The sequence below is a fragment of the Chimaeribacter californicus genome, from assembly GCF_002858675.1.
In the GTDB taxonomy this organism is placed as follows: Bacteria; Pseudomonadota; Gammaproteobacteria; order Enterobacterales; family Enterobacteriaceae; genus Chimaeribacter; species Chimaeribacter californicus.
On sequence record NZ_PJZF01000023.1, the window covers coordinates 15,331 to 37,358 of the forward strand.

Genomic DNA, 22,028 nt, shown 5'->3' on the forward strand with positions numbered 1-22,028 from the left:
CAGTAGGTTGCCGTTATTCCGCTCAAACTGCGCGCTTGACCTGTTCGTCCAGCGTTTGAGGAGTTATATCGGCCATTTGCGGCGAAAGTTTACGTCTTTTTACTGCGCGGGACGGCGGCTGGCACAGGCTGCACACAAAGGTGTTGGCCGGATGGTGCGCATGGGTAATAAAGGCCCCGCTGCAACAGGTGCAACCAGACATCTGCAACATGCCGCTGTCAACAAAGCGCACCAGCGTCCAGGCACGGGTCAGGGCCAGAACCGGCGGCTCGCCCGCCTGTTGCGGGCACTGCTCCAGATAGAGGCGGTAGGCTTTAATCACCCCTTCCACCCCGTTGCAGCGCCCTTTCTTGGTCAGGAACAGGTAGATGTTATAAAACATCGACGAGTGGATGTTCTGTTCCCAGGTCATGAACCAGTCAGTGGAAAACGGCAGCATCCCTTTCGGCGGCGGGCTGCCGCGCAACTCTTTATAGAGTTTGATCAGGCGGCCGCGGCTGAGCTGGGTTTCACTCTCCAGCATCTGCAGGCGCGCCCCCAGGGTAATCAGCTCCATCGCCAGGTGAATATCTTTGGCTTCCTGAACAATGCTTTTCTCACTCATTACATCGCCCTTTTCTTTTGTGCTGCAGCGGCGGAGTCGGCCTGCGCCTGGCTTTTCAGCATATTGCTGGATAACAGGATGCCGGTGTGGATCTGCTGGAGATCGTCAACCCGTGAGGCCTGCGTCAGGCGCTCGATCGATTTGTGGTCTTCAAAACGGAACTGGCAAAGCAGCTGATTGGTTTCCGCCAGTTTGACCATCTGCGGCAGGGTTAACTGCGCCAGTGCATCTGCCATGGCCTCATCAATGCCCAGGCGGAACATGGCTGCATCTTTTTCGTCATTGATTAAACGCTGTGCTAAAAGCAGATACGACAAGTTAATGTCATAAATATGTTTGAGTAATTCGGACATACTCATTAACCCCGCCTGGCTGTTTATGTTTCTTAACATAAGCAGTTAAAAAGAATATTTCATGTCTCAGGTAATTCCCCAAGACTGACCTTGGTGATTAGGCCGTAACCGGCCGAAATCGTGTTCCTAATGTATGACAAAAAAGACTTGACAGCGTAAAAATTGACCGCTTGGTCAAAGAAAACTTACGTTTTTAGGAGGCCGTTCCGCGCTGAAACTGTTTCGTCTCTGAAACGCTTTTACACATTTTCTTAGGATTATTCCTAATTGGCGCAACTCTACTCTCGATACCGGTAGCTGCACAACGGAGGGGAGTAAGAATTTTCGAAAAAGTGTGATGGTGCTCACAAAAATAAAATAAATATTAGCCTGAAAAGCGTAAAAGTTTCGTTTAGGTCATCAAAATGCGGTTTAAAAATCATGCCAATGTAAAAATCCGGCTAAAAATACCCCCCTTAAAGGCAAATATTCGCCCTTTTTCAGATCAATTCGAACTTGTGTACAGGAAAGCGGAATTGGTAGTGTTTCATGCTGGTTTTAAGGCAAATAGTCAGTATGGCGTGCTGATTCACTGCTTTTTTCAGGAAGCTGAGCCGAATCAACTGCCTAGGATTTGTACCGATAATTTTGGTTAAGGCACGCATCGCAACTGCTCATTTTTTGAGCAATCGTGTGTGAAAGGTTAAGAACAACTTTTGGGTGGGTGCAACAAGACAGGAAAGGTAAAAAAATGTTTCTGTGGCACGCGAAAGCCTCCCGGCCGGAGGGCAGGATAGGCAAAATGCGCTTAATAAATGCGAATAGATATTATTTAATTCGTGGAATTCTTATTATCGGCATTAATTAAAGAAACTTTAGTGTTAATGCTAAAAAAATAATTAACGTGTCCACCTTTATATAGAGATCTTTTTATTTACACGTTTTTAACAAGCATGCCCTTTTCAGCGTGCATGCCGGTTTTGCAGCGGCGCTCACCTTTCTTTGCGGAGGGCGGCCATCTGTTGTGCTGGGTGGGAAGTCACCTGAAAATGAGCGTGGCGGGCAGTGACATAAACAGAGGGCAGCCCGTGGGCTGCCCTTTTTACCGCTGGGAAGGTGGAAAGCATCAGCTGACCGGCATGCGGTCCGGATCGGGGAACTGATAGGTAAAACCGAGCTCGCGGCAGATGCGGCTGCCGTCAACAATTTTACCGGCGCTGCCGTCATGGGCGTCGAACTGCGGCGGCGTCAGCCCCAGACGCTCCGCAGCGCTGCGGTAAAACGCCTGCTTCTGCGGGTGCTGCGGCGCACAGAGGTTATAGGTGCGGTTGCCGCCCGGCCGGCTGAGCAGCACATGGATGGCGGCAATCACATCGTCCTGATGCACCAGGTTGACGCCGTGCGACCCATTCTTGATGCCGGTTTTCCCGGCCAGGAAACGCCCTGGGTGGCGATCCTGCCCCACCAGCCCGCCGAGGCGCAGGATATCCACCGCGATATTAGGCAGGCGGTGCAGCCAGACTTCCAGCTCGGCCAGCGCCTGCCCGCTGTGGGTGACCGGGTCGAGCGGGCTCTCTTCATCTACCTCCCGCGGCTGGTCGCCATATACGGCGGTAGAACTGGTGACGATAATCCGTTTCACCTGATGCGCCAGCGCGCTGTCCACCAGCAGCTGTACCGCATGTAAATAGAGCCGGCTGCCTTCCGGCGTACGGCGCGCCGGCAGGGTGATCACCAGCGCGTCCACATCCAGCAGTTGCGCCAGATCGTCCGCGTCACACGCCATCTCCGGCGTAATCTCCAGCGGGTAGCATTCAATGCCGGCCATGCGCGCGGCATCCACGCCATCCGGGGTGGTTTTGCTGCCGACAACCTCCATTCCCCGGGCTTTGAGGGCCAGCGCCAGCGGCATACCCAGCCAGCCTAACCCGACAATTGCGACTTTTTTTATCGCCACGTTTTCCATCTTTTTTCTCCTGCAGTGGCCTGTTCTCATTGCCACGCTACGCCGCCCGGCACCCACCAGCAATAGGACTGGCCTGAGAGCGGCGCATAGCAATACCGTTTGCTTATTCTATTACCGCCAGTGATGAATAAGCCGCCGGGATGAAAATAAATCATCCTCATAAAAAAAGGTTGCGTGACGCCGTGCCGATGGTTTAGGTTAATCAACAGTTAAATCTGAACCGGCCTGTGTGCCGGTTACCCAAACAGACGAGAAAATGATTATGAATCGCGTTCAGTTCAACCACCATCATCACCATCACCCTGACTAGTCTTTCAGGCGATGTGTGCTGGAAGACGTTTAACGAATCTTCCAGTGGCGGCAGAACGCGACAGAAAAGCCCCCGGAAGATTCTTCCGGGGGCTTTTTTTTTAACTCCTTCATCATAAAGAATTTTTTAATCACTATTACGGGTAAGAGGGCGTCACCATGTTGGATAAAACACGTTTACGGATAGCCATGCAGAAATCGGGTCGCCTGAGCGAGGAGTCGCAGGAGCTGCTGGCGCGCTGCGGGATTAAAATCAACCTGCAGCAACAGCGCCTGATCGCCTTCGCGGAGAATATGCCGATCGACATTCTGCGCGTGCGGGATGATGACATCCCCGGCCTGGTGATGGATGGCGTGGTGGATCTCGGCATCATTGGCGAGAACGTGCTGGAAGAGGAGCTGCTCAGCCGCCGCGCCCAGGGTGACGACCCGCGTTACACCACCCTGCGCCGCCTGGACTTCGGCGGGTGCCGCCTGTCACTGGCTGCCGCGCTGGACTTTGACTACACCGGCCCGCGCAGTTTGCAGAATGCCCGCATCGCCACCTCTTACCCGCACATCCTCAAGCAATACCTCGACAAACAGGGTGTGGCATTTAAAGCCTGCCTGCTGAACGGCTCGGTGGAAGTGGCACCGCGCGCCGGCCTGGCGGACGCCATCTGCGATCTGGTCTCTACCGGTGCGACGCTGGAGGCCAACGGCCTGCGTGAAGTCGAGGTGATTTACCGCTCCAAGGCGTGCCTGATCCAGCGTGACGGCGAGATGCCGCAGGAGAAACAGCTGCTGATTGACCGCCTGATGACCCGCATCCATGGCGTGATCCAGGCGCGTGAATCCAAATACATCATGATGCACGCGCCAAGCGAGCGTCTGGAAGAGGTGATCGCCCTGCTGCCGGGGGCGGAGCGCCCGACCATCCTGCCGCTGGCCGGTGACCAGAACCGCGTGGCGATGCACATGGTCAGCAGTGAAACCCTGTTCTGGGAAACCATGGAGAAGCTGAAAGCCCTGGGTGCCAGTTCGATTCTGGTGCTGCCGATTGAGAAGATGATGGAGTAACCATGCGCGCATTCGATCAGATTATTGACTGGCAGCAGTGCAGCGCCGCCGAACAGCAGGCGCTGCTGACCCGCCCGGCGGTTTCCGCCTCGGCGCGGGTAACGGAATCTGTCCAGGCGATCCTCAGCCGGGTCAGGCAGGAGGGCGACGCCGCACTGCGTGATTTCAGCGCCCAGTTCGACAAGACCACCATTGACGCCATCCGCGTCAGCGACGCCGAGATTGCTGCCGCTGCCGCCCGCCTGGGTGACGACGTGAAGCAGGCGATGGCCGTGGCGGTGCGCAATATCGAAACCTTCCACAACGCGCAGAAACTGCCGGTGGTGGATGTGGAAACCCAGCCGGGCGTGCGCTGCCAGCAGGTGACCCGCCCGATTGACGCCGTGGGCCTCTATATTCCCGGCGGCTCCGCGCCCCTGCCCTCCACGGTGCTGATGCTCGGCACGCCGTCGCGCATTGCCGGTTGCCGCCGCGTGGTGCTCTGCTCGCCGCCGCCGATTGCCGATGAGATCCTTTACGCGGCCCAGCTGTGCGGGATTAAGGAAGTGTTCCAGATCGGCGGCGCGCAGGCGATTGCCGCGATGGCGTTCGGCACCGGCAGCGTGCCGAAAGTGGACAAAATCTTCGGGCCGGGCAATGCCTATGTCACCGAAGCGAAACGTCAGGTGAGCCAGCAGCTCGACGGCGCGGCGATCGACATGCCCGCCGGGCCGAGTGAAGTGCTGGTGATTGCCGACAGCGGCGCCACCCCGGCGTTCGTCGCCTCTGATTTGCTGTCGCAGGCGGAGCACGGCCCCGACTCCCAGGTGGTGCTGTTAACGCCGGATCGCGCCTTGGCTGACGCCGTGGCGGTGGCCGTCGAGGAGCAACTCGCGACCCTGTCACGCAGTGAGATTGCCCGCCAGGCGCTGGCGTCCAGCCGCTTGATCGTGGCGCGCGACCTGGCTCAATGCATTGAGATCAGCAACCGTTACGGGCCGGAGCACCTGATCCTGCAAACCCGCGATCCGGACGCGCTGGTGGAGAGCATCACCAGCGCCGGGTCGGTGTTCCTTGGTGACTGGTCACCGGAGTCGGCGGGCGATTACGCCTCCGGCACCAACCACGTGCTGCCGACCTACGGCTACACCGCGACCCACTCCAGCCTCGGGCTGGCGGATTTCCAGAAACGGATGACGGTGCAGAAACTGACGCCGCAGGGGCTGCTGCAACTCGCCCCCACCATTGAAACGCTGGCCCAGGCGGAGCAGCTGACCGCCCACAAAAACGCCGTGACCCTGCGCGTGGCCGCCCTCCGGGAGAAACAACAATGACCGATCGTGACGACATCAGCGCGCTGGCGCGCGCCAATGTACGGGAACTGACGCCCTACCAGTCCGCCCGCCGCCTCGGCGGCAACGGTGACGTCTGGCTGAATGCCAATGAATACCCACAAGCGCCGCATTTCGAGCTGACCGCCCAGACCTTCAACCGTTACCCTGAGTGCCAGCCGAAACAGGTGATTGCACGTTACGCCGCCTATGCCGGGCTGCTGCCGGAACAGGTGCTGGTAAGCCGCGGGGCGGATGAGGGCATTGAGTTGCTGATCCGCGCTTTCTGCGAACCGGGCCGGGACGCCGTGCTCTACTGCCCGCCCACCTACGGCATGTATGGCGTCAGCGCCGAGACCTTTGGCGTTGAGCGCCGCACCGTGCCCGCCAAAGCGGACTGGCAGCTCGATCTGCCGGCGATTACGCGCAACCTCGACGGCGTCAAGCTGGTCTATATCTGTAGCCCGAATAACCCGACCGGCAACCTGATTGACCCGGCGGCCCTGCGCGAGGTGCTGGAGATGACGCGCGGCCGGGCGATCGTGGCGATAGATGAAGCCTATATCGAGTTCTGCCCGCAGGCCACCGTCACCGGCTGGCTGGCCGAGTACCCGCACCTGGCCGTGTTGCGCACGCTCTCCAAGGCGTTTGCGCTGGCCGGGCTGCGCTGCGGCTTCACGCTGGCGAACGAGGCGCTGATTGCGCTGCTGCTGAAAGTGATCGCCCCCTACCCGCTCTCTACCCCGGTGGCGGACATCGCCGCACAGGCGCTGAGTGAGCAAGGCATCAAGGCGATGCGCGCCCGCGTGGCCGGGGTGCTGGAGAGCCGCACCTGGCTGATGCAGGCGCTGCAACAGTGCAACGGCGTGGAGCAGGTGTTTGCCAGCGAGAGCAACTATGTGCTGGCCCGCTTCACCGAGTCCTCAGCGGTATTTAAATCCTTATGGGATCAGGGCATTATCCTGCGTGACCAGAACAAACAGCCGGGACTGGCCGGATGCCTGCGCATCACGGTCGGCACCCCGGACGAGTGCCGCCGGGTGATTGACGCCCTGCGCGCGCTGCCGGCCGCGGCCGCCCCCCTTAACAGCCCCAGCAAGGAGCCGATGTGAGCGAGAAGTTTCTGTTTATTGACCGTGACGGTACGTTGATTGCCGAGCCGCCGGAGGATTTCCAGGTTGACCGGCTGGATAAGCTGGCGCTGGAGCCGGATGTGATCCCGGCGTTGCTGGCGTTACAGGCGGCGGGCTTCCGGCTGGTGATGATCACCAATCAGGATGGCCTCGGCACCGCCAGCTTCCCGCAGGAGACCTTTGATCCGCCGCACAACCTGATGATGCAGATCCTGACCTCCCAGGGCATCCGCTTTGATGAGACGCTGATCTGCCCGCACCTGCCGGCCGACAACTGCGCCTGCCGCAAGCCGAAGACCGCGCTGGTAACCTCCTATCTGGAGAGCGGCGTGATGGACACCGCCAACAGCTATGTAATTGGCGACCGTGAAACCGACATCGTGCTGGCGCAGAACATGGGCATTGCCGGGTTGCGCTACCAGCGCGACACGCTGAACTGGAAAGCGATTGAGAAACAGCTGACCCAGCGTGACCGCCACGCCCATGTGAAACGCGTGACGCGTGAAACCGCGATTGAGGTGGATGTCTGGCTTGATCGCGAAGGCGACAGCAAGATCAAGACCGGCGTCGGTTTCTTCGACCATATGCTGGACCAGATCGCCACCCATGGCGGCTTCCGCATGAACATTGAGGTGAACGGCGATCTCTACATCGACGATCACCACACGGTGGAAGACACCGCGCTGGCGCTCGGCGAGGCGCTGAACAAAGCCCTGGGTGACAAGCGCGGCATCGGCCGTTTCGGCTTTGTGCTGCCGATGGATGAGTGCAAAGCCAGCTGCGCGCTGGACATCTCCGGCCGCCCGCACCTGGAGTATAAAGCGGAGTTCAGCTACCAGCGCGTGGGTGACCTCAGCACTGAGATGGTGGAGCACTTCTTCCGCTCGCTCTCCTACGCGATGGCCTGCACCCTGCACCTGAAAACCAAGGGCAAGAACGATCACCACCGCGTCGAGAGCCTGTTCAAAGCCTTTGGCCGGACCCTGCGCCAGGCGATCAAGGTGGACGGCAACACCCTGCCGAGCTCAAAAGGAGTGCTGTGATGAACGTGGTGATTCTGGATACCGGTTGCGCCAACCTCTCTTCGGTGAATTACGCCATCCAGCGGCTGGGTTATACCCCGGTAGTGAGCCGTGACGCCGACGTGGTGCTGCGCGCGGACAAGCTGTTCCTGCCCGGTGTGGGCACCGCCCAGGCGGCGATGGATCAGCTGGAACAGCGTGATTTAATCGACCTGATCAAAGCCTGCACCCAGCCGGTGCTGGGCATCTGCCTCGGGATGCAGCTGCTCGCCTCCTCCAGTGAGGAGAACGGCGGCGTGCCGACGCTGGGGATTATTGATACGCCGGTCATCAAAATGGAAGACCGCGGCCTGCCGCTGCCGCACATGGGCTGGAACCAGGTCACGGCGAATGCTGACAGCCACCTGTTCCGCGGCATTGCTGATGATGCCTACTTCTACTTTGTCCATGGATACGCCATGCCCGTATGCGCCAATACCATCGCTCAGGGCCATTACGGCGAGCCCTTCACCGCCGCCGTCGCCAAAGACAACTTCTTCGGCGTGCAGTTTCACCCCGAGCGCTCCGGTGCCGCGGGCGCGCAACTGCTGAAAAACTTTCTGGAGATGTGAGCAGCATGATTATTCCCGCATTGGATCTGATCGACGGCAGCGTGGTGCGGCTGCACCAGGGCGACTACGGCCAGCAACGTGACTACGGCAACACCCCGCTGCCGCGTTTACAGGATTATCAGCAACAAGGGGCGCAGGTGCTGCATCTGGTGGACCTTACCGGCGCGAAAGACCCTGCCGCGCGCCAGATCCCGCTGCTGCGCAGCCTGCTGGCCGGGGTCAGCGTGCCGGTGCAGGTTGGCGGCGGCATCCGCACCGAGCAGGATGTCGAGGCTCTGCTGGCGGCCGGGGCGGCCCGCGTGGTGGTCGGCTCTACCGCCGTTAAAGAGCAAAAAACCGTACAGGGCTGGTTTGAGCGCTTCGGCCCGGACGCGCTGGTGCTGGCGCTGGACGTGCGCATCGACGCGGCCGGCAACAAACAGGTGGCGGTGAGCGGCTGGCAGGAGAACTCCGACGCCACGCTGGAACAGCTGGTGGACACCTACCTGCCGTTTGGCCTGAAGCATGTGCTCTGCACCGATATTTCGCGTGACGGCACGCTGGCCGGCTCTAACGTGGCGCTCTACCGCGACGTAAGCCGCCGTTACCCGCAGGTGGCGTTTCAGGCCTCCGGCGGCATCGGCAACCTGGACGACATCGCCGCCCTGCGCGACAGCGGCGTACAGGGTGTGATTGTGGGGCGCGCCCTGCTGGAAGGTAAATTCAACGTGAAAGAGGCGATCGCATGCTGGCAAAACGGATAATCCCCTGTCTCGATGTGAAAGATGGCCAGGTGGTCAAGGGCGTGCAGTTCCGCAACCATGAGATCATCGGCGACATCGTGCCGCTGGCGCAGCGCTATGCGCAGGAAGGGGCGGACGAACTGGTGTTTTATGACATCACCGCCTCGTCAGATGGCCGGGTGGTGGATAAAAGCTGGGTGGCGCGGGTGGCGGAAGTGATCGACATCCCGTTCTGCGTGGCGGGCGGCATTAAAACCGCCGATGACGCGGCGCAGATCCTCTCTTTCGGCGCGGATAAAATCTCCATCAACTCCCCGGCGCTGGCGGACCCGGAGCTGATCACCCGGCTGGCGGACCGCTTCGGCGTGCAGTGCATCGTGATCGGCATCGACACCTGGTTTGACGCCGACACCGGCCTTTATCACGTCAACCAATACACCGGCGACGAGAGCCGCACCAAAGTCACCACCTGGCAGACGCTGGACTGGGTGAAAGAGGTGCAGGCGCGCGGCGCGGGTGAGATTGTGCTGAACATGATGAACCAGGACGGCGTGCGCAACGGCTATGACCTGACCCAGCTGAAACTGGTACGCGACGCCTGCCATGTGCCGCTGATCGCCTCCGGCGGCGCCGGCACCATGGAGCACTTCCTGGCCGCTTTTAAGGTCGCCGGCGTTGACGGCGCACTGGCCGCCTCGGTGTTCCATAAACAAATTATCAATATCGGTGAGCTGAAAACTTACCTGGCAGAGAATGGCGTGGAGATCCGACTGTGTTAACTGAACAGCAAAAAGCCCAGCTTGACTGGGCAAAAACCGACAACCTGATGCCGGCCATTATTCAGCATGCGGTCTCCGGCGAGGTGCTGATGCTGGGTTACATGTCCCCGGCGGCGCTGGAGGCCACGGAGCTGAGCGGCAACGTCACCTTCTTCTCCCGCACCAAACAGCGGCTGTGGACCAAGGGCGAGAGCTCCGGCCATTTCCTGAAGGTGGTGAGCATCACCGCGGATTGTGACCACGACACCCTGCTGGTGCTGGCCAACCCGATCGGCCCGACCTGCCACCTCGGCACCTCCAGCTGCTTCAGCCCGGCCGCCAGCGACTGGGGCTTCCTCTACCAGCTTGAACAGCTGCTCGCCAGCCGTAAAACCGCCGACCCGGCCAGCTCCTACACCGCCAGCCTCTATGCCAGCGGCACCAAGCGCATCGCCCAGAAAGTCGGGGAAGAAGGCGTGGAGACAGCGCTGGCCGCCACGGTGCATGACCGCAATGAGCTGACCAACGAGGCCTCCGACCTGGTGTATCACCTGCTGGTGCTGTTGCAGGATCAGGATCTCTCCCTGAGCGACGTGATCGCCAACCTGCGCCAGCGCCACCAGTAACCGCTGACGCTGCGCCATAAAAAAAGCCGCCGGGCAGTTACCCGGCGGCTTTTTTGTGGATGGCGGTTACGCCGGGGCGGAGATTAGTCCAGCCACTCGGTGTGGAACACGCCGTCTTTGTCGATGCGCTTGTAGGTGTGCGCGCCGAAGTAGTCACGCTGTGCCTGGATCAGGTTCGCAGGCAGCACCGCAGAACGGTAGCTGTCGTAGTAGCTGATGGCCGCAGAGAAGGTCGGGGTCGGGATGCCGTTCTGCACCGCGTAGGCCACCACGTCACGCAGCGCCTGCTGGTATTCGTCAGCGATGTTTTTGAAATACGGCGCCAGCAGCAGGTTTGCGATAGCGGCGTTTTCTGCGTAGGCATCGGTGATCTTCTGCAGGAACTGGGCGCGGATGATGCAGCCGGCGCGGAAGATCTTGGCGATTTCGCCGTAGTTCAGATCCCAGTTGTTCTCGTCAGAGGCGGCTTTCAGCTGGGAGAAGCCCTGTGCGTAAGAGACGATTTTACCGAGGTAGAGCGCACGGCGCACTTTCTCGATGAACTCGGCTTTGTCGCCTTCCACGGTTTTCACCGCCGGGCCGCTCAGCACTTTAGAGGCCGCAACGCGCTGCTCTTTCAGTGAGGAGAGGTAGCGAGCAAACACGGATTCGGTGATCAGGGTCAGCGGCTCGCCCAGGTCCAGGGAGCTTTGGCTGGTCCATTTCCCGGTGCCTTTGTTGGCGGCTTCGTCCAGGATCACATCCACCAGATAGTTACCCTCTTCATCTTTCTTGGTGAAGATATCTTTGGTGATGTCGATCAGGTAGCTGCTCAGTTCGCCTTCGTTCCACTCGCTGAAGGTTTTCGCCAGCTCGTCGTTGCTCAGGTTCAGGGCATTTTTCAGCAGCGAGTAAGCTTCAGCAATCAGCTGCATGTCGCCGTACTCGATGCCGTTGTGCACCATTTTCACGTAGTGGCCGGCACCGTCAGCACCGATATAGGCCACACAGGCTTCGCCTTCGGCGCGGGCTGCGATCTGCTCGAGGATCGGGGCAACCAGTTCGTACGCTTCTTTCTGACCGCCAGGCATGATGGACGGGCCTTTCAGCGCGCCCTCTTCACCGCCGGAAACACCGGTACCGATGAAGTTGAAGCCTTGCTCAGAGAGTTCGCGGTTACGGCGGATGGTGTCTTTGTAGAAGGTGTTGCCGCCATCGATCAGGATGTCACCCTTATCCAGGTGCGGGGTCAGGGAGGCGATGGTTTTGTCGGTTGCTTCGCCGGCCTTCACCATCAGCAGGATGCGACGCGGTTTTTCCAGCGACTCAACAAACTCTTCAACCGTATAATGCGGAACCAGGTTTTTGCCTGGGTTCTCAGCGATGACTTCGTCGGTCTTATCGCCTGAACGGTTAAAAATGGAAACGGAATAACCACGGCTTTCGATGTTAAGCGCGAGGTTACGGCCCATGACCGCCATACCGACAACGCCGATCTGTTGTTTGGACATTAGCAACTCCTGTCTGAAATATACGATAACCCGATTACTGCATAACCCTCTGTTATCAGGGGATTTAATGCGCCGGATCTCACAGATGAACACCCGCATTGTACATGAGAAAAGGCGCCCGTGTACCTATCGCAGCCATTACATTCTTCTTACAACGCACGGCTGCCTGCACACGCCCTTCCCTGCCGCCTTGCGGGTCTGCCGGATTACTTTACCGGTAACATTGAAAAAATACAGGGCAAAATGCGCCGGCTGACGCTTAATTTTAGCGAACAATGCGCAGATGCCCTGCCAAAACCGCGCCCGCCGCGGTTATTTGGCGTTGGGCAGTTCGGCCAGGCAGCGCTGATTAAGACTTTTACGCTGCCGGTCACTGAACCAGCCCCACTTATTGAAGTAGCGGATAGCAGAGGTGATATGGAACAGCAAAAACCGGACATCACGGTAAGAACGGCGTTGCGATTCATGGATCACCAACGCGTCCGGGCAATAACGCACCACATGCTGGGCCTGGCAGACACGGCGCGAGAGATCCACATCTTCAAGATAGAGGAAGAAACGGGTATCGAACCCGCCGACGTCTGACAAGGCGCGCTGGCTGAGCAACATAAAGCAGCCGGAGAGCGACGGCGCAAAGAACGGCCGGCTGTAATCGGCATTACGCAGCTCATATTCGGTGTTGATATTGCTGGAAAAGCGCGAGATAAACCGGCGGATCAGCAACTGGTAGGGCGACGGCAGCAATTTGCAACCATGTTGCAGGCTGCCGTCCGGGTAGACCACTTTCGGGATCGACAACCCGGTCTGGTGGCGTACGCTGAAGGCGTAGAGTTTGTCCACTTCGCCCTGCTCAAAGGCGATGTCCGGGTTACAGATCAGGATAAATTCTGCCTGCAGGCGGTAGCGCGTAATTACCGCGTTATGGCCCGCCCCAAAACCGCGGTTGACAGGCAGCGTGATGACTTCCAGCTTCTCATGGGTCAGGGTAGAGAGCCAGCCGCAGTGGGCACCGTTATCCACGATGACCACCTTTGCAATGCTCTCCTCATTGAACAGCGAGGTCAGCGTTTCTTGAACATCCTGATACAGGTGCTTATACAGCACCAGAGAAGCAATTATTTTCACCAAAGACACCAAAATTAAAGTCTGTTGAGCAGCACATACGTGAGCGTGGTCAGCATGCCTGCGGGCTGCTGATGGTAAAGGCCGGACGCCGCCATTAACCGCAGGCGCGTCAGCAGGCTGCTGTGGCGGATCTGCCTGAACGCCGCCAGCCGCCGGGCGTTGTCAGGGGTCAGAGAATCGGCCACACGCATCAGCACCTGATAGTTACGGTCATTCCAGCCGGCTGCCCTTCCCTTATGCGCCGCAATAAAATTACGCAGACGACGCAGGGGTGACATGCCGTTACCAATCTGATTATTCCCATGCTGGCGGTAGAGTACCGTGGGGGTGGGATCGAACCGGATGGCACCACCGCAGCCACTGACAATCTGGTAGAGTGACCAGTCATGCACCACCATCGGCGTACCTTGCGCCTTTTGCAACAGCCGCCGTGCCTGCTGATTAAAGACCATGGTGTTGCCGCTGGCAATGTTCTGCAACAGCGCATTACCAAACCCCGGTGCTTTACGGTAGTCCGGCGACAGCCCGGTGGGCGTGCCTTCCGCGTCCGTGAGCCGGGTACGCGAGCAATACAGCGCCGGCACCGCCGGGTCGACCGTTTCCAGCCAGGCCACCGCCCGGCTCAGCTTGTCATCCAGCCAGACATCATCCTGGTCAGCAAAAGCATAATACTCCGCCTCGATCGCCGGATGACACACCATCGACATAAAATTGTCACAGAATCCCCGCCGCGGGCCGGACAGCAACTGCCCCTTCACGCCCGGCTGCCGCAGAAACTGCTCAATCAATGCCGGGGTATTATCCGTCGACCCATCATCTGACGCCCACAGCGTCCAGTGCGGGTAAGTCTGCGCACGGAAAGAGTCCAGCTGGGCAGCCAGATGCCCGGCACCGTTATAGGTACCGAGCAGAATGGCGACAGAGGAAGAGACCGGTTTAGATATGACCATCAGTGCTTGAAGTAATCTTCAAATTTAACAGTCTGGTTGCGTGAGCTGCCCCAGGAGTCAAAATTTTCAACCATCCGGAACAATTCGTGCGCCCGCCACTTATCGTTGGAGACTAACTCAATCAGCGGCTGTGCCAATTGCCAGGGAGATAATGTGACCTCCATGCGCTTCTCAAAGGCCGGATAATCTTCCATGAAGATATCAACCCCCTGATTTAACCGGGCGTTAATTTGGTTGTGATCTTTCGCTTTGGCCCGGCCCGGATCATCTATGGGTACGACACGCTGTCCAACAGGTTGGTAACCAATAATGGTGTTATGAGGGGCAGAAAAGAATAATTCTGCTGCCATACGGTTCTCATAGATACTGTCTATCATCGACGCAGGCGCGGCTGAAGCATTGACCAACGCTTTCATCGTATGGGTCGCTTCCCGGCGGCGACGCTCATGCGTATTGGCCAGACAGAAGTAATAACCAACCACACTGATATCCAGCATAGGTTTGACTGCCCGCTCGAAGGCTTCTTGCGTGGTGCCGCTCCAGCCTACATCGACCAGCGCCACCCTGCTGCCGGAGCGGATACCCAGCAGGTGGAGATACATATAAAGCCCGCGGCGGTTACGCCGGCAGATTTTCACAATTTCTGCCCGGTAAGCCATCAGGAACTTCCTGACCAGGTCGTAATTCTCAGGCCCAATAATCAGGGTCGCCGGCAGCCCGATCTCCGTCATGATTTTTTCAACCGGCGGCTCAAGCCCGATGCGCTCCAGGAGTTCGCCCGGCGATAACCCATCCGCGCCCGACATCAGGAAGGCGAGGTGCTGCTCATAATTGGCCTCATCCATCAAGGCCAGGTTAAAGGCAATACGGGATCCCATGAAATAGTGGAATGAAGGTAACGTGATGCCGTCATAACCGGATGCCATTTTTTCCAGGGTATAACCGTCCCGCGACACAAACAGCAGGGTGTCAATATTGTCCTGCCGGCACTGCTCACTGATCCAGCGTAAAAAGCCCAGGGTAGCGGGTGCCTGATAACGGTAACCGAACTCTTCAAAGGTACCTGGTTTGATACGCTGTTCAGCATCGCAACGCAGCATGCCCTTGGTAAGCGAGCTGACCAGGCTTTCGCCTTTGTTTTTTTCAATCGGCGGTTGAGGCTGGTAATGGAATGCCAGCAGCCCTTTCTCCTGCGGGCGTTGGACATCCGCCAGGTAGTTATCACCAATATGCAGGATCTCTTTAGGCTCAACATGATACTGGCGAATAATATAATCAAACAATTCGCCGGTATCGCGTTTGGTGGCATTACAATCCGCGGAAATAAAAAGCGGGACATCGGTAATACCGTAGCGTTTCAGAACCTTCAGGAAAAAGTCACGGCCGAAATACATATCGGACGTAATGACCACCTCTTTTCCCTGTTCGCGCCATTGTCTGAATAAATCAAAAAGTTCCGGGTTAGGCTGAACCAGCTTCAGTTCCAGATCGTACTCAGCCTGTTTCAAGGTTTCTGCCGGGAGGTTCCCGGCGCTGAAATGCTGGTAAATGCCCGTCAGCGTAATCTCTTTACGCTTCTCTTTTACCATTTGCCGGAATGCGTCAGCCTGCGCTTTGCGTCGCAGCTGGCGGAATTCCGGCACATTGTATTGCGCCCCAATCAGATCAAAGGCATCTTCCGGGTCGGTCAGCGGCCGGGTAAACAAGGTGTCAAAAAAATCAAAAGAGATGACTTTGGCGGAAGCCGCCAAAGTATAAAGTGCGTCCAACGCCTGTCCCTTGATAGTAGTGGAATTCATTCTCTTTCCCCGCACTTATTGCATAATCTCAAAGTTGTAGCCATTCGGCGCAAAGTTCAAATTGTAGAACGGATCGTACTGGAAATAGTGCGGATGCTTACTGTAGAGATGACTCAGCTCCCGATGTAAGCGCGCTACTTTTTCCGCATCCATATGATCCAGCCCGCGCGATACCGATTCATGATGAACCAGGGTGACGCTTTGGCACATAACGTTATAGAAGCCGTTTTCCACCAGTTTCATACAAAGATCAACATCGTTATAAGCAACCGGGAAGGTTTCATCAAACCCATTGATCTGCTCATATTTGGTCCGCTCTACCATCAGGCAGGCCCCGGTTACCGCCAGCCAGTTATATTCAATCTGGTTGCGCAGGAAATAGCCGGGATGGTCTTTATGCTGGCGCATATAGGCATGCATCGGCCCGTTCTGCAGGTTCAGGACGCCGGAGTGCTGGAGGGTCTGCTGATCGCCATACACCAGTTTTGCGCCCACTGCGCCAATATGTTTCAACTGCGCATAACCGGCCATCCGCTCCAGCCAGTCCTCCTGCAGGACTTCCGTATCATCGTTCAGGAACAGCAGAATACTGCCTTGCGCCACTTCAACACCACGGTTGTTCAGCTCCGAGAAGTTGAACGGTTTATCGTGGCGGAGCATCCTGATTTTTGGCTGGCTAGCCAGGTGGGATAGATACGCTACTGTCTCCGGCTTCTGTGAGCCATTATCAACTACCACAATTTCGTAGTGCGGATAGCGGCTCTTTGTCAGAATGGAGTCGATACAGCGGGCCAGAACATCATGATTATCACGCGTAGGAATGATAATGGAGATTAACGGCTCATTGCTGACGGCATAGTTAACCCGAAAGTAGCCCGGATAGTTGGGTAACTCTTCCACTGTCCCTTTAAGGCCACGGCGTTCCAGCGCACTTTCGCGTACCGCACGGGAAGCAGCCAGCACATAGGGCTTGGCTGTCATATCTGAGGCCACAGAAGCCGGGATAATGCGCCAGTGATACAGCACCTTGGGAATATGGCTGATCTTATCCGTTATCTCTGTCAGGCGCAGGATGAAGTCCCAGTCCTGGCAGCCATTGAACTCAGAACGTAACCCGCCGAGCTGGCGCGCCACACTGAGGCGCACACAGGCGACATGGCAGGTAAACATGGTGCCCATCATGGTGTCAGGCGACCAGTCCGGCTTGAAGTGTGGCTGCGAGAAATGCCCTTCCGGGGTGAACTTATCTTCATCGCTGTAGATAAAGTCAGGATCTTCGGCATTGATGCATTTGACCAGCTCAAACAGGCAGTCATCTGTCAGCTCATCATCATGATCCAGGAAAACAATATATTCCCCGGTGGCATTGTCGATGGCCACGTTAGTGGCACCCGCAATCCCCCGGTTCTCTTCCAGCTGCACTACTTTAATACGTGGGTCATCAAACGCATTCAGCGCCGGCGTAATGGCCGGATCGGGGCTGGCGTCATTGGCCAGGATCAGTTCCCACTCCGGATACCATTGGTTACGCACTGAATTCACCATGAGTTCCAGTAAATCCAGCGGCGTATTGTAGATCGGTACAATAATCGAGAAGGTAGGCTTGTGAGCAAATCCGGCAACAATTTCGTTAAAGTAATGAGGCTTAGCCGCCGGAATATACACATAGTCCGCAGGCCGTTCCGCCAGGTGATAGTGGCCATCCGGTTCCCGGTTAAAGAAAGCATGTGGTTGCTGCAGCGCATTGCCCGTGGCCAGGTTTTCACGATAGGCCTGCTGCTGATAAGCAGGATGATGGAGGAACCAGCCCGGCCTGACTTTCATAGCCAGAGTAAGCAGACGCCCTTTATGGCGCTCAGGGACTTTGTAGTAGAGGCTTCGGGCGGCGTTCCGGCTCTTATGTTTAAGTTGCTGGGCAGTAGTGGAATGTGCCAGACGCGTGGAAAGGGCAGCCTTGCCACGGCGCAGCACTTTTCCGGCTTTGACTTTCAGTGATTGTCCAATATAAAAACAACGGATAAAGATCCGCTTCGCCGGCGCCCGTACCGACATCGGCATACGGCGCCCAACAACCCGCAGTGGCGAGGATATTTTCCAGCTGGCTGACCCCAGCAGCTGGGCAATATCGTGGTTCTGGCGCTCAATCAACTGGGCCTGCTGGGCCAGAATCTGCGCCTGGGCCTGCTGCTCCTGCTCCAGTTGCTGAAGTCGCGCCTCTTTCTGAACAAGTAAGGCTTTCGCCTCATCCAGGGTCTCTTGCAACTGGGCCACGTTTTCGACCGCTTTTTCACCCTCCTTACGCAAGGAGGCAAAGGATGGGGCACGGAATTTACAAGAGACATCCCTGAGCACAGGGTAGATCTGTTTCTCTTCTTTCAACTGGACGAAAGCCATAAACCGGGCTTCCTGGTGCAGGTAAGCCTCAAGATCCTGTTCATCGCAATTAAAACCGATAGACTGCAGGACATCCAGCGTAAATCTGCCCAGATTATTGGTGTGGTAGAACCGGGTGGCCGCGAAAGAGGTGATGCGTAACAGAGAGTGGAAAACACCCCGGAATACAATATAACCCAAAGAAATTGGCTCATTAGCAATCCACTCCTGATCGAAGTAAACGACCTTACCATTATCCTGGCGAATCATATTGAAAGGGAGTGCATCCTGATAAGTCGCTGGGAGAGACAATGTCTTATCAAGATTGCCGGAGACTTTATCTGCACGCAGCAACAGCTCATTTACCCAGCCCCGTGCCCAGTCCCCGACTTCCGTTATCAACCAGTCAGGGCGGTTAACAATATAGGTCAGGCCTGACCACAGAGAGGCACCGGAATAGAATTGGCTCTCGCCACCGATGTTATGCACCGGGTTAGTGTTCCCGGCCTCCATAGAGGGGCCTTCAGGCGTAATCGTCAGTTTTCCCTTTTCCAGGTGGGTAAACTGTATCTCTTTGCAGTACTGGGGTAACCGGCTGTCAGAATAGTGATAAGCCGCCACATTTTCCGTGATGGCGTCTTGCGGCTGCTGGCTGCAGATCATCAGGAAAGAGCTGGAAAGATCGGCGGCCAGCCCGTTTTTCCAGATATTGCTGATGCCCTGTTCCAAAGAGAACACATTTTCCGCAATGACCTGCTTATCTTTATGCGCACTTTCTACCGCGAGCGGCCCAAGCGCTTCTGCATGTTCATGCCACCCCAGCGGGGTCACCATGGATACCGGCAGTTTATAGTCAGGCAACGGCAGGTACGTCTGAGTGTCGGTAAAACCTGCCTCATGCAGTAAGGTACAGAGCTCCTGGCGACCAAAGGTGACGACACCATGCTCATGGTACGCATTATTGATGCCATACATCGGCAAATTGACATGATCTTCGTTGGCACCCGCAAAGTACTTGATGCCCAGCTTATTTTCGATGGCAATAAAGAGTTTGCTTTCTGGCAGCATACGCCCGCGGCAGAAAGCAAGCATCTCCTGCTGCCCGTCGGGCCCCAGGAAAACACGCGCATACTCCAGCACACCAATCAGCAGCACCGCATCAAACTGGCCTAAATCGGGCAGGCGGTCGCTGGGTGAGCAGATGACTTCAACATTCTCCAGATCGCGCGTTCGCTGTCGGGCAATACTGGCGCGGCGAAGACTCCCTTCAACGGCGACCACTTCGGCCCCCATTTCCCCCAGGAAACGGGTTATCGCCCCACAGCCACAGCCAATTTCCAGCACCCGCTTACCGGCAAACCAACTTTTAAACGGCCGTAATAAATTGGAGCGACGTGAACTGAGATGGTAAGTCGATGGCCAGTCTTTTATCGCCTTCGCCAGTTCATTTGAGTTAACACTGACATCATCGGCGGCCTTAATGGTTTGCCAGACGTAATTTTCAGCTTCATCGCCATCGCTGTAAGCGAAGTCAGGCAGCACCGGCGGGCACCAGACACCGCTGTCTTCCGCGCGGATAAAATTATTGGAAAGCAAAACAGAGTGAATATTACTGAGTTTCAAAGTTAATTCTCGCATTCAAATCAGCCAAACCGGTGAATGTAGTTACTGAGCCAACGGCCAGATGAATAGAGTCATAGCGACGATCGTGAGGCGTGACCTCACCCTGCAGGGAACTGCTGGCAATACCTGCTGAGACAAAAAAATCGCCTTCAGGCAACATCATCGGAAGCGTAATCGACACAACGCTTTCCTGCCCTGCCTGCCCTTCATCAATCCAAGGCACCGACTGCCACTCTGAGTTAGTGTTATAAACGGTGACCCCTTCTTTGGTTTTGATGGCAAAACCAAAAATAGGACGTACCACGTGCTGGTGGAACCTGACTTTGAACAACAGTGTCAAGGGTTTACGGGGAATAACCTGGCTTGGGTAGGTTTCATCCCCTTGTTGCAGGTGGAAGTCCACCAGCTCGGCGGCCCGGTCGCCCCAGCGGTATTCCGCCGGGTTATAATTCACCCGCTCTTCATACGCGCCATTCACCAGATTTTTCAATGCGCCGCTTGAGGCCGGGGTCGTTTTCCCCTCCTCCCGTGCCGAGCGCGCCGTTTCACCGATTACGGCTTCTTCAATCAGCGCTTCAGCCTCTTCACGCGCCCCTTTTTCCGCCTGGGGTTTGCCAAACAGAATATCCAGGTAGCGGTTCACCACATCCCGTGGTTTCCCCTGTACCTGGACATTACCGCCATCCAGCAGCAGCGCACTGTCGCAATGGGTGACAATCTGTTCAGTGGCATGGGAAACAAACAGAATGGAGGTGCCCTGTTCTTTCAGCTTTTTCAGGCGGGCAAAACATTTGGCCTGGAACTTGGCATCGCCGACCGCGAGCGCCTCGTCAACAATCAGAATTTCCGGATCAATCTGCGCCTGCACGGCAAACGCCAGGCGCACCAGCATCCCGCTGGAGTAGGCACGTACCGGGGAGTCGATAAAGTGGCCGATGTCAGCAAACGACAAAATGTCATCCAGTTTGGCATCGGTCTCCTCTTTGCTCAGACCCAGCAGAGAGGCGTTCAGATACACATTGTCGCGCCCGCTGAAATCGGTGTTAAACCCCGCCCCCAGCTCCAGCAGCGCCGCTACCCGGCCATTGACCTTGACGTCACCGGAGGTCGGCGTCAGGGTGCCGGCAATGATCTGCAACAGGGTCGATTTACCGGAACCATTGCGGCCGACAATCCCCATGGTCTGGCCGCGCGGCAGCTCCAGTGAGACATCCCGCAGCGCCCAGAAGTCCTGGTGGTAGACCCGTGGCTGGCGGCCAAGGCGGCGATCCAGTTGCGGCACAATGAACTGTTTGAGGCGACGAACCGGGCTTTCGTAAACCTGATAGCATTTGCTTATATTTTCAATGCGGATCGCAAAATCTTCAGAGGACATCAGCAAACCCTTTTCTCGTCTTTTGGAACCAAGCATAACCCAGCCACATCACCACCAGGGCCACCAGGGTATAGGTGCCCAGGCCAACAAAATCAGGCATTTTCCCCCAGATCAATACTGCCCTGGCTTGTTCAATAATAAAGGTCAGCGGATTGAGCAGAATCACGGGCTGAAGCTCTTGCGGCAGGGCAGAAATCGGGAAAAACACTGTAGACAGGTACATGGTCACGACCATCAGCAGTGACACGGTCTGGCCCACATCACGGAGAAAGACCCCCAGCGAGGCAATAAACCATGCCAGCCCCAGCGTCAAAAACAGCAACGGCAAAAACACCAGCGGAGCGAAGATGGCGGTCCAGTGCAGGAAGCCATTAAAAATAAAGAAGGCGGCTACCAAGACAAGCAGGCTGATCAGGCTGTGAAACAGCACGGAGCAGAGGGTGACAATCGGCAGGATTTCCAGCGGAAACACGACCTTTTTGACATAGTTCGCATTATGCACAATCAGGAAGGGTGCCCGGTTCAGCACTTCAGAAAACAGCCCGTGAATAATCAGCCCGACAAACAAAATCACCGCAAAATCTGTTTTTGACTCAGTGGCACCGCCGCCCGCCCAACGGGCCTTAAACACCACGGAGAAGACCAGCGTGTAGACTGCCAACATAAAGATTGGGTTAATAAAAGACCAGAGCAGCCCCATGACAGAGCCTTTGTAGCGGCCTATAACATCCCGTTTGGCCATCTGAAAAATGAGGTTCCGGTGCCCCCAGGTGGTTGCCGCCAGCGAAAGCAGCGAGGCGGGCTTACGTGAATGTGGATTCATTACCTTTCTTTTACCTTA

19 protein-coding genes and 1 other annotated feature are annotated in these 22,028 nt (G+C 56.9%); of the genes, 9 read left to right on the forward strand and 10 right to left on the reverse strand.

The window, feature by feature from the left end:
- Positions 1–22: 22 nt before the first annotated feature.
- The 3 genes from flhC to CYR55_RS19800 form a co-directional block, all read right to left on the reverse strand.
- Positions 23–604 carry a flagellar transcriptional regulator FlhC gene (gene flhC, locus CYR55_RS19790; protein ID WP_101818066.1) on the reverse strand — a complete coding sequence of 194 codons (582 nt, stop codon included), beginning with the start codon at positions 602–604 and terminating at the stop codon, positions 23–25.
- Entirely contained in the window at positions 604–963 is a 360-nt protein-coding gene (gene flhD, locus CYR55_RS19795; protein WP_101818067.1) for a flagellar transcriptional regulator FlhD, read from the reverse strand. Before flhD ends, flhC begins: the two co-directional genes overlap by 1 nt.
- Positions 964–2,062: 1,099 nt before the next feature.
- The gene (locus CYR55_RS19800) at positions 2,063–2,887 is read right to left on the reverse strand and encodes an SDR family oxidoreductase (RefSeq protein WP_101818111.1); all 825 of its coding nucleotides are present in this window, start codon (positions 2,885–2,887) and stop codon (positions 2,063–2,065) included.
- Positions 2,888–3,164: 277 nt separating this feature from the next.
- On the opposite strand from CYR55_RS19800, the gene hisL reads away from it, so the two are divergent.
- The 9 genes from hisL to hisIE all read left to right on the forward strand — a co-directional run bounded on the left by hisL (position 3,165) and on the right by hisIE (position 10,452).
- Positions 3,165–3,212: a his operon leader peptide gene (gene hisL, locus CYR55_RS19805; protein ID WP_002231208.1), complete on the forward strand. Its 48-nt coding sequence runs from the start codon at positions 3,165–3,167 to the stop codon at positions 3,210–3,212.
- Positions 3,188–3,313: a sequence feature (His leader region), on the forward strand. Its footprint overlaps the gene before it by 25 nt.
- Positions 3,314–3,370: 57 nt before the next feature.
- Positions 3,371–4,270: an ATP phosphoribosyltransferase gene (gene hisG / locus CYR55_RS19810; RefSeq protein ID WP_101818068.1), complete on the forward strand. Its 900-nt coding sequence runs from the start codon at positions 3,371–3,373 to the stop codon at positions 4,268–4,270.
- Positions 4,271–4,272: 2 nt separating this feature from the next.
- Positions 4,273–5,583, forward strand: coding sequence for a histidinol dehydrogenase (gene hisD, locus CYR55_RS19815; RefSeq protein WP_101818069.1), 1,311 nt, complete (start codon positions 4,273–4,275; stop codon positions 5,581–5,583).
- Positions 5,580–6,692, forward strand: a complete 1,113-nt coding sequence (gene hisC / locus CYR55_RS19820; protein ID WP_101818070.1) for a histidinol-phosphate transaminase — start codon at positions 5,580–5,582, stop codon at positions 6,690–6,692. The genes hisD and hisC overlap by 4 nt, the downstream gene beginning before the upstream one ends.
- Positions 6,689–7,756, forward strand: a complete 1,068-nt coding sequence (gene hisB, locus CYR55_RS19825; protein ID WP_101818071.1) for a bifunctional histidinol-phosphatase/imidazoleglycerol-phosphate dehydratase HisB — start codon at positions 6,689–6,691, stop codon at positions 7,754–7,756. Before hisC ends, hisB begins: the two co-directional genes overlap by 4 nt.
- Positions 7,756–8,346, forward strand: coding sequence for an imidazole glycerol phosphate synthase subunit HisH (hisH, locus tag CYR55_RS19830; RefSeq protein ID WP_101818072.1), 591 nt, complete (start codon positions 7,756–7,758; stop codon positions 8,344–8,346). The genes hisB and hisH overlap by 1 nt, the downstream gene beginning before the upstream one ends.
- 5 nt (positions 8,347–8,351) lie before the next feature.
- The gene (gene hisA, locus CYR55_RS19835) at positions 8,352–9,089 is read left to right on the forward strand and encodes a 1-(5-phosphoribosyl)-5-[(5-phosphoribosylamino)methylideneamino]imidazole-4-carboxamide isomerase (protein ID WP_101818073.1); all 738 of its coding nucleotides are present in this window, start codon (positions 8,352–8,354) and stop codon (positions 9,087–9,089) included.
- The gene (gene hisF / locus CYR55_RS19840; protein WP_101818074.1) at positions 9,071–9,847 is read left to right on the forward strand and encodes an imidazole glycerol phosphate synthase subunit HisF; all 777 of its coding nucleotides are present in this window, start codon (positions 9,071–9,073) and stop codon (positions 9,845–9,847) included. The genes hisA and hisF overlap by 19 nt, the downstream gene beginning before the upstream one ends.
- A complete protein-coding gene (gene hisIE, locus CYR55_RS19845; RefSeq protein WP_101818075.1) occupies positions 9,841–10,452 on the forward strand; it encodes a bifunctional phosphoribosyl-AMP cyclohydrolase/phosphoribosyl-ATP diphosphatase HisIE in 612 nt (203 codons plus the stop codon). The genes hisF and hisIE overlap by 7 nt, the downstream gene beginning before the upstream one ends.
- Before the next feature lie 83 nt (positions 10,453–10,535).
- On the opposite strand, the gene gndA is transcribed toward hisIE, so the two are convergent.
- The 7 genes from gndA to CYR55_RS19880 form a co-directional block, all read right to left on the reverse strand.
- A complete protein-coding gene (gndA, locus tag CYR55_RS19850) occupies positions 10,536–11,942 on the reverse strand; it encodes an NADP-dependent phosphogluconate dehydrogenase (protein WP_072928447.1) in 1,407 nt (468 codons plus the stop codon).
- Positions 11,943–12,254: 312 nt separating this feature from the next.
- Positions 12,255–13,067 carry a glycosyltransferase family 2 protein gene (locus tag CYR55_RS19855; protein ID WP_101818112.1) on the reverse strand — a complete coding sequence of 271 codons (813 nt, stop codon included), beginning with the start codon at positions 13,065–13,067 and terminating at the stop codon, positions 12,255–12,257.
- 14 nt (positions 13,068–13,081) lie between these two features.
- Positions 13,082–14,017, reverse strand: coding sequence for a glycosyltransferase family 2 protein (locus CYR55_RS19860; RefSeq protein ID WP_101818076.1), 936 nt, complete (start codon positions 14,015–14,017; stop codon positions 13,082–13,084).
- Positions 14,017–15,816 carry an HAD family hydrolase gene (locus tag CYR55_RS19865; protein ID WP_146001010.1) on the reverse strand — a complete coding sequence of 600 codons (1,800 nt, stop codon included), beginning with the start codon at positions 15,814–15,816 and terminating at the stop codon, positions 14,017–14,019. Before CYR55_RS19865 ends, CYR55_RS19860 begins: the two co-directional genes overlap by 1 nt.
- Positions 15,817–15,831: 15 nt before the next feature.
- A complete protein-coding gene (locus tag CYR55_RS19870; protein ID WP_206604050.1) occupies positions 15,832–19,812 on the reverse strand; it encodes a glycosyltransferase in 3,981 nt (1,326 codons plus the stop codon).
- Positions 19,799–21,187: an ABC transporter ATP-binding protein gene (locus CYR55_RS19875; RefSeq protein WP_101818078.1), complete on the reverse strand. Its 1,389-nt coding sequence runs from the start codon at positions 21,185–21,187 to the stop codon at positions 19,799–19,801. The genes CYR55_RS19870 and CYR55_RS19875 overlap by 14 nt, the downstream gene beginning before the upstream one ends.
- A complete protein-coding gene (locus CYR55_RS19880; RefSeq protein ID WP_101818079.1) occupies positions 21,177–22,010 on the reverse strand; it encodes an ABC transporter permease in 834 nt (277 codons plus the stop codon). The genes CYR55_RS19875 and CYR55_RS19880 overlap by 11 nt, the downstream gene beginning before the upstream one ends.
- Positions 22,011–22,028: the final 18 nt, after the last annotated feature.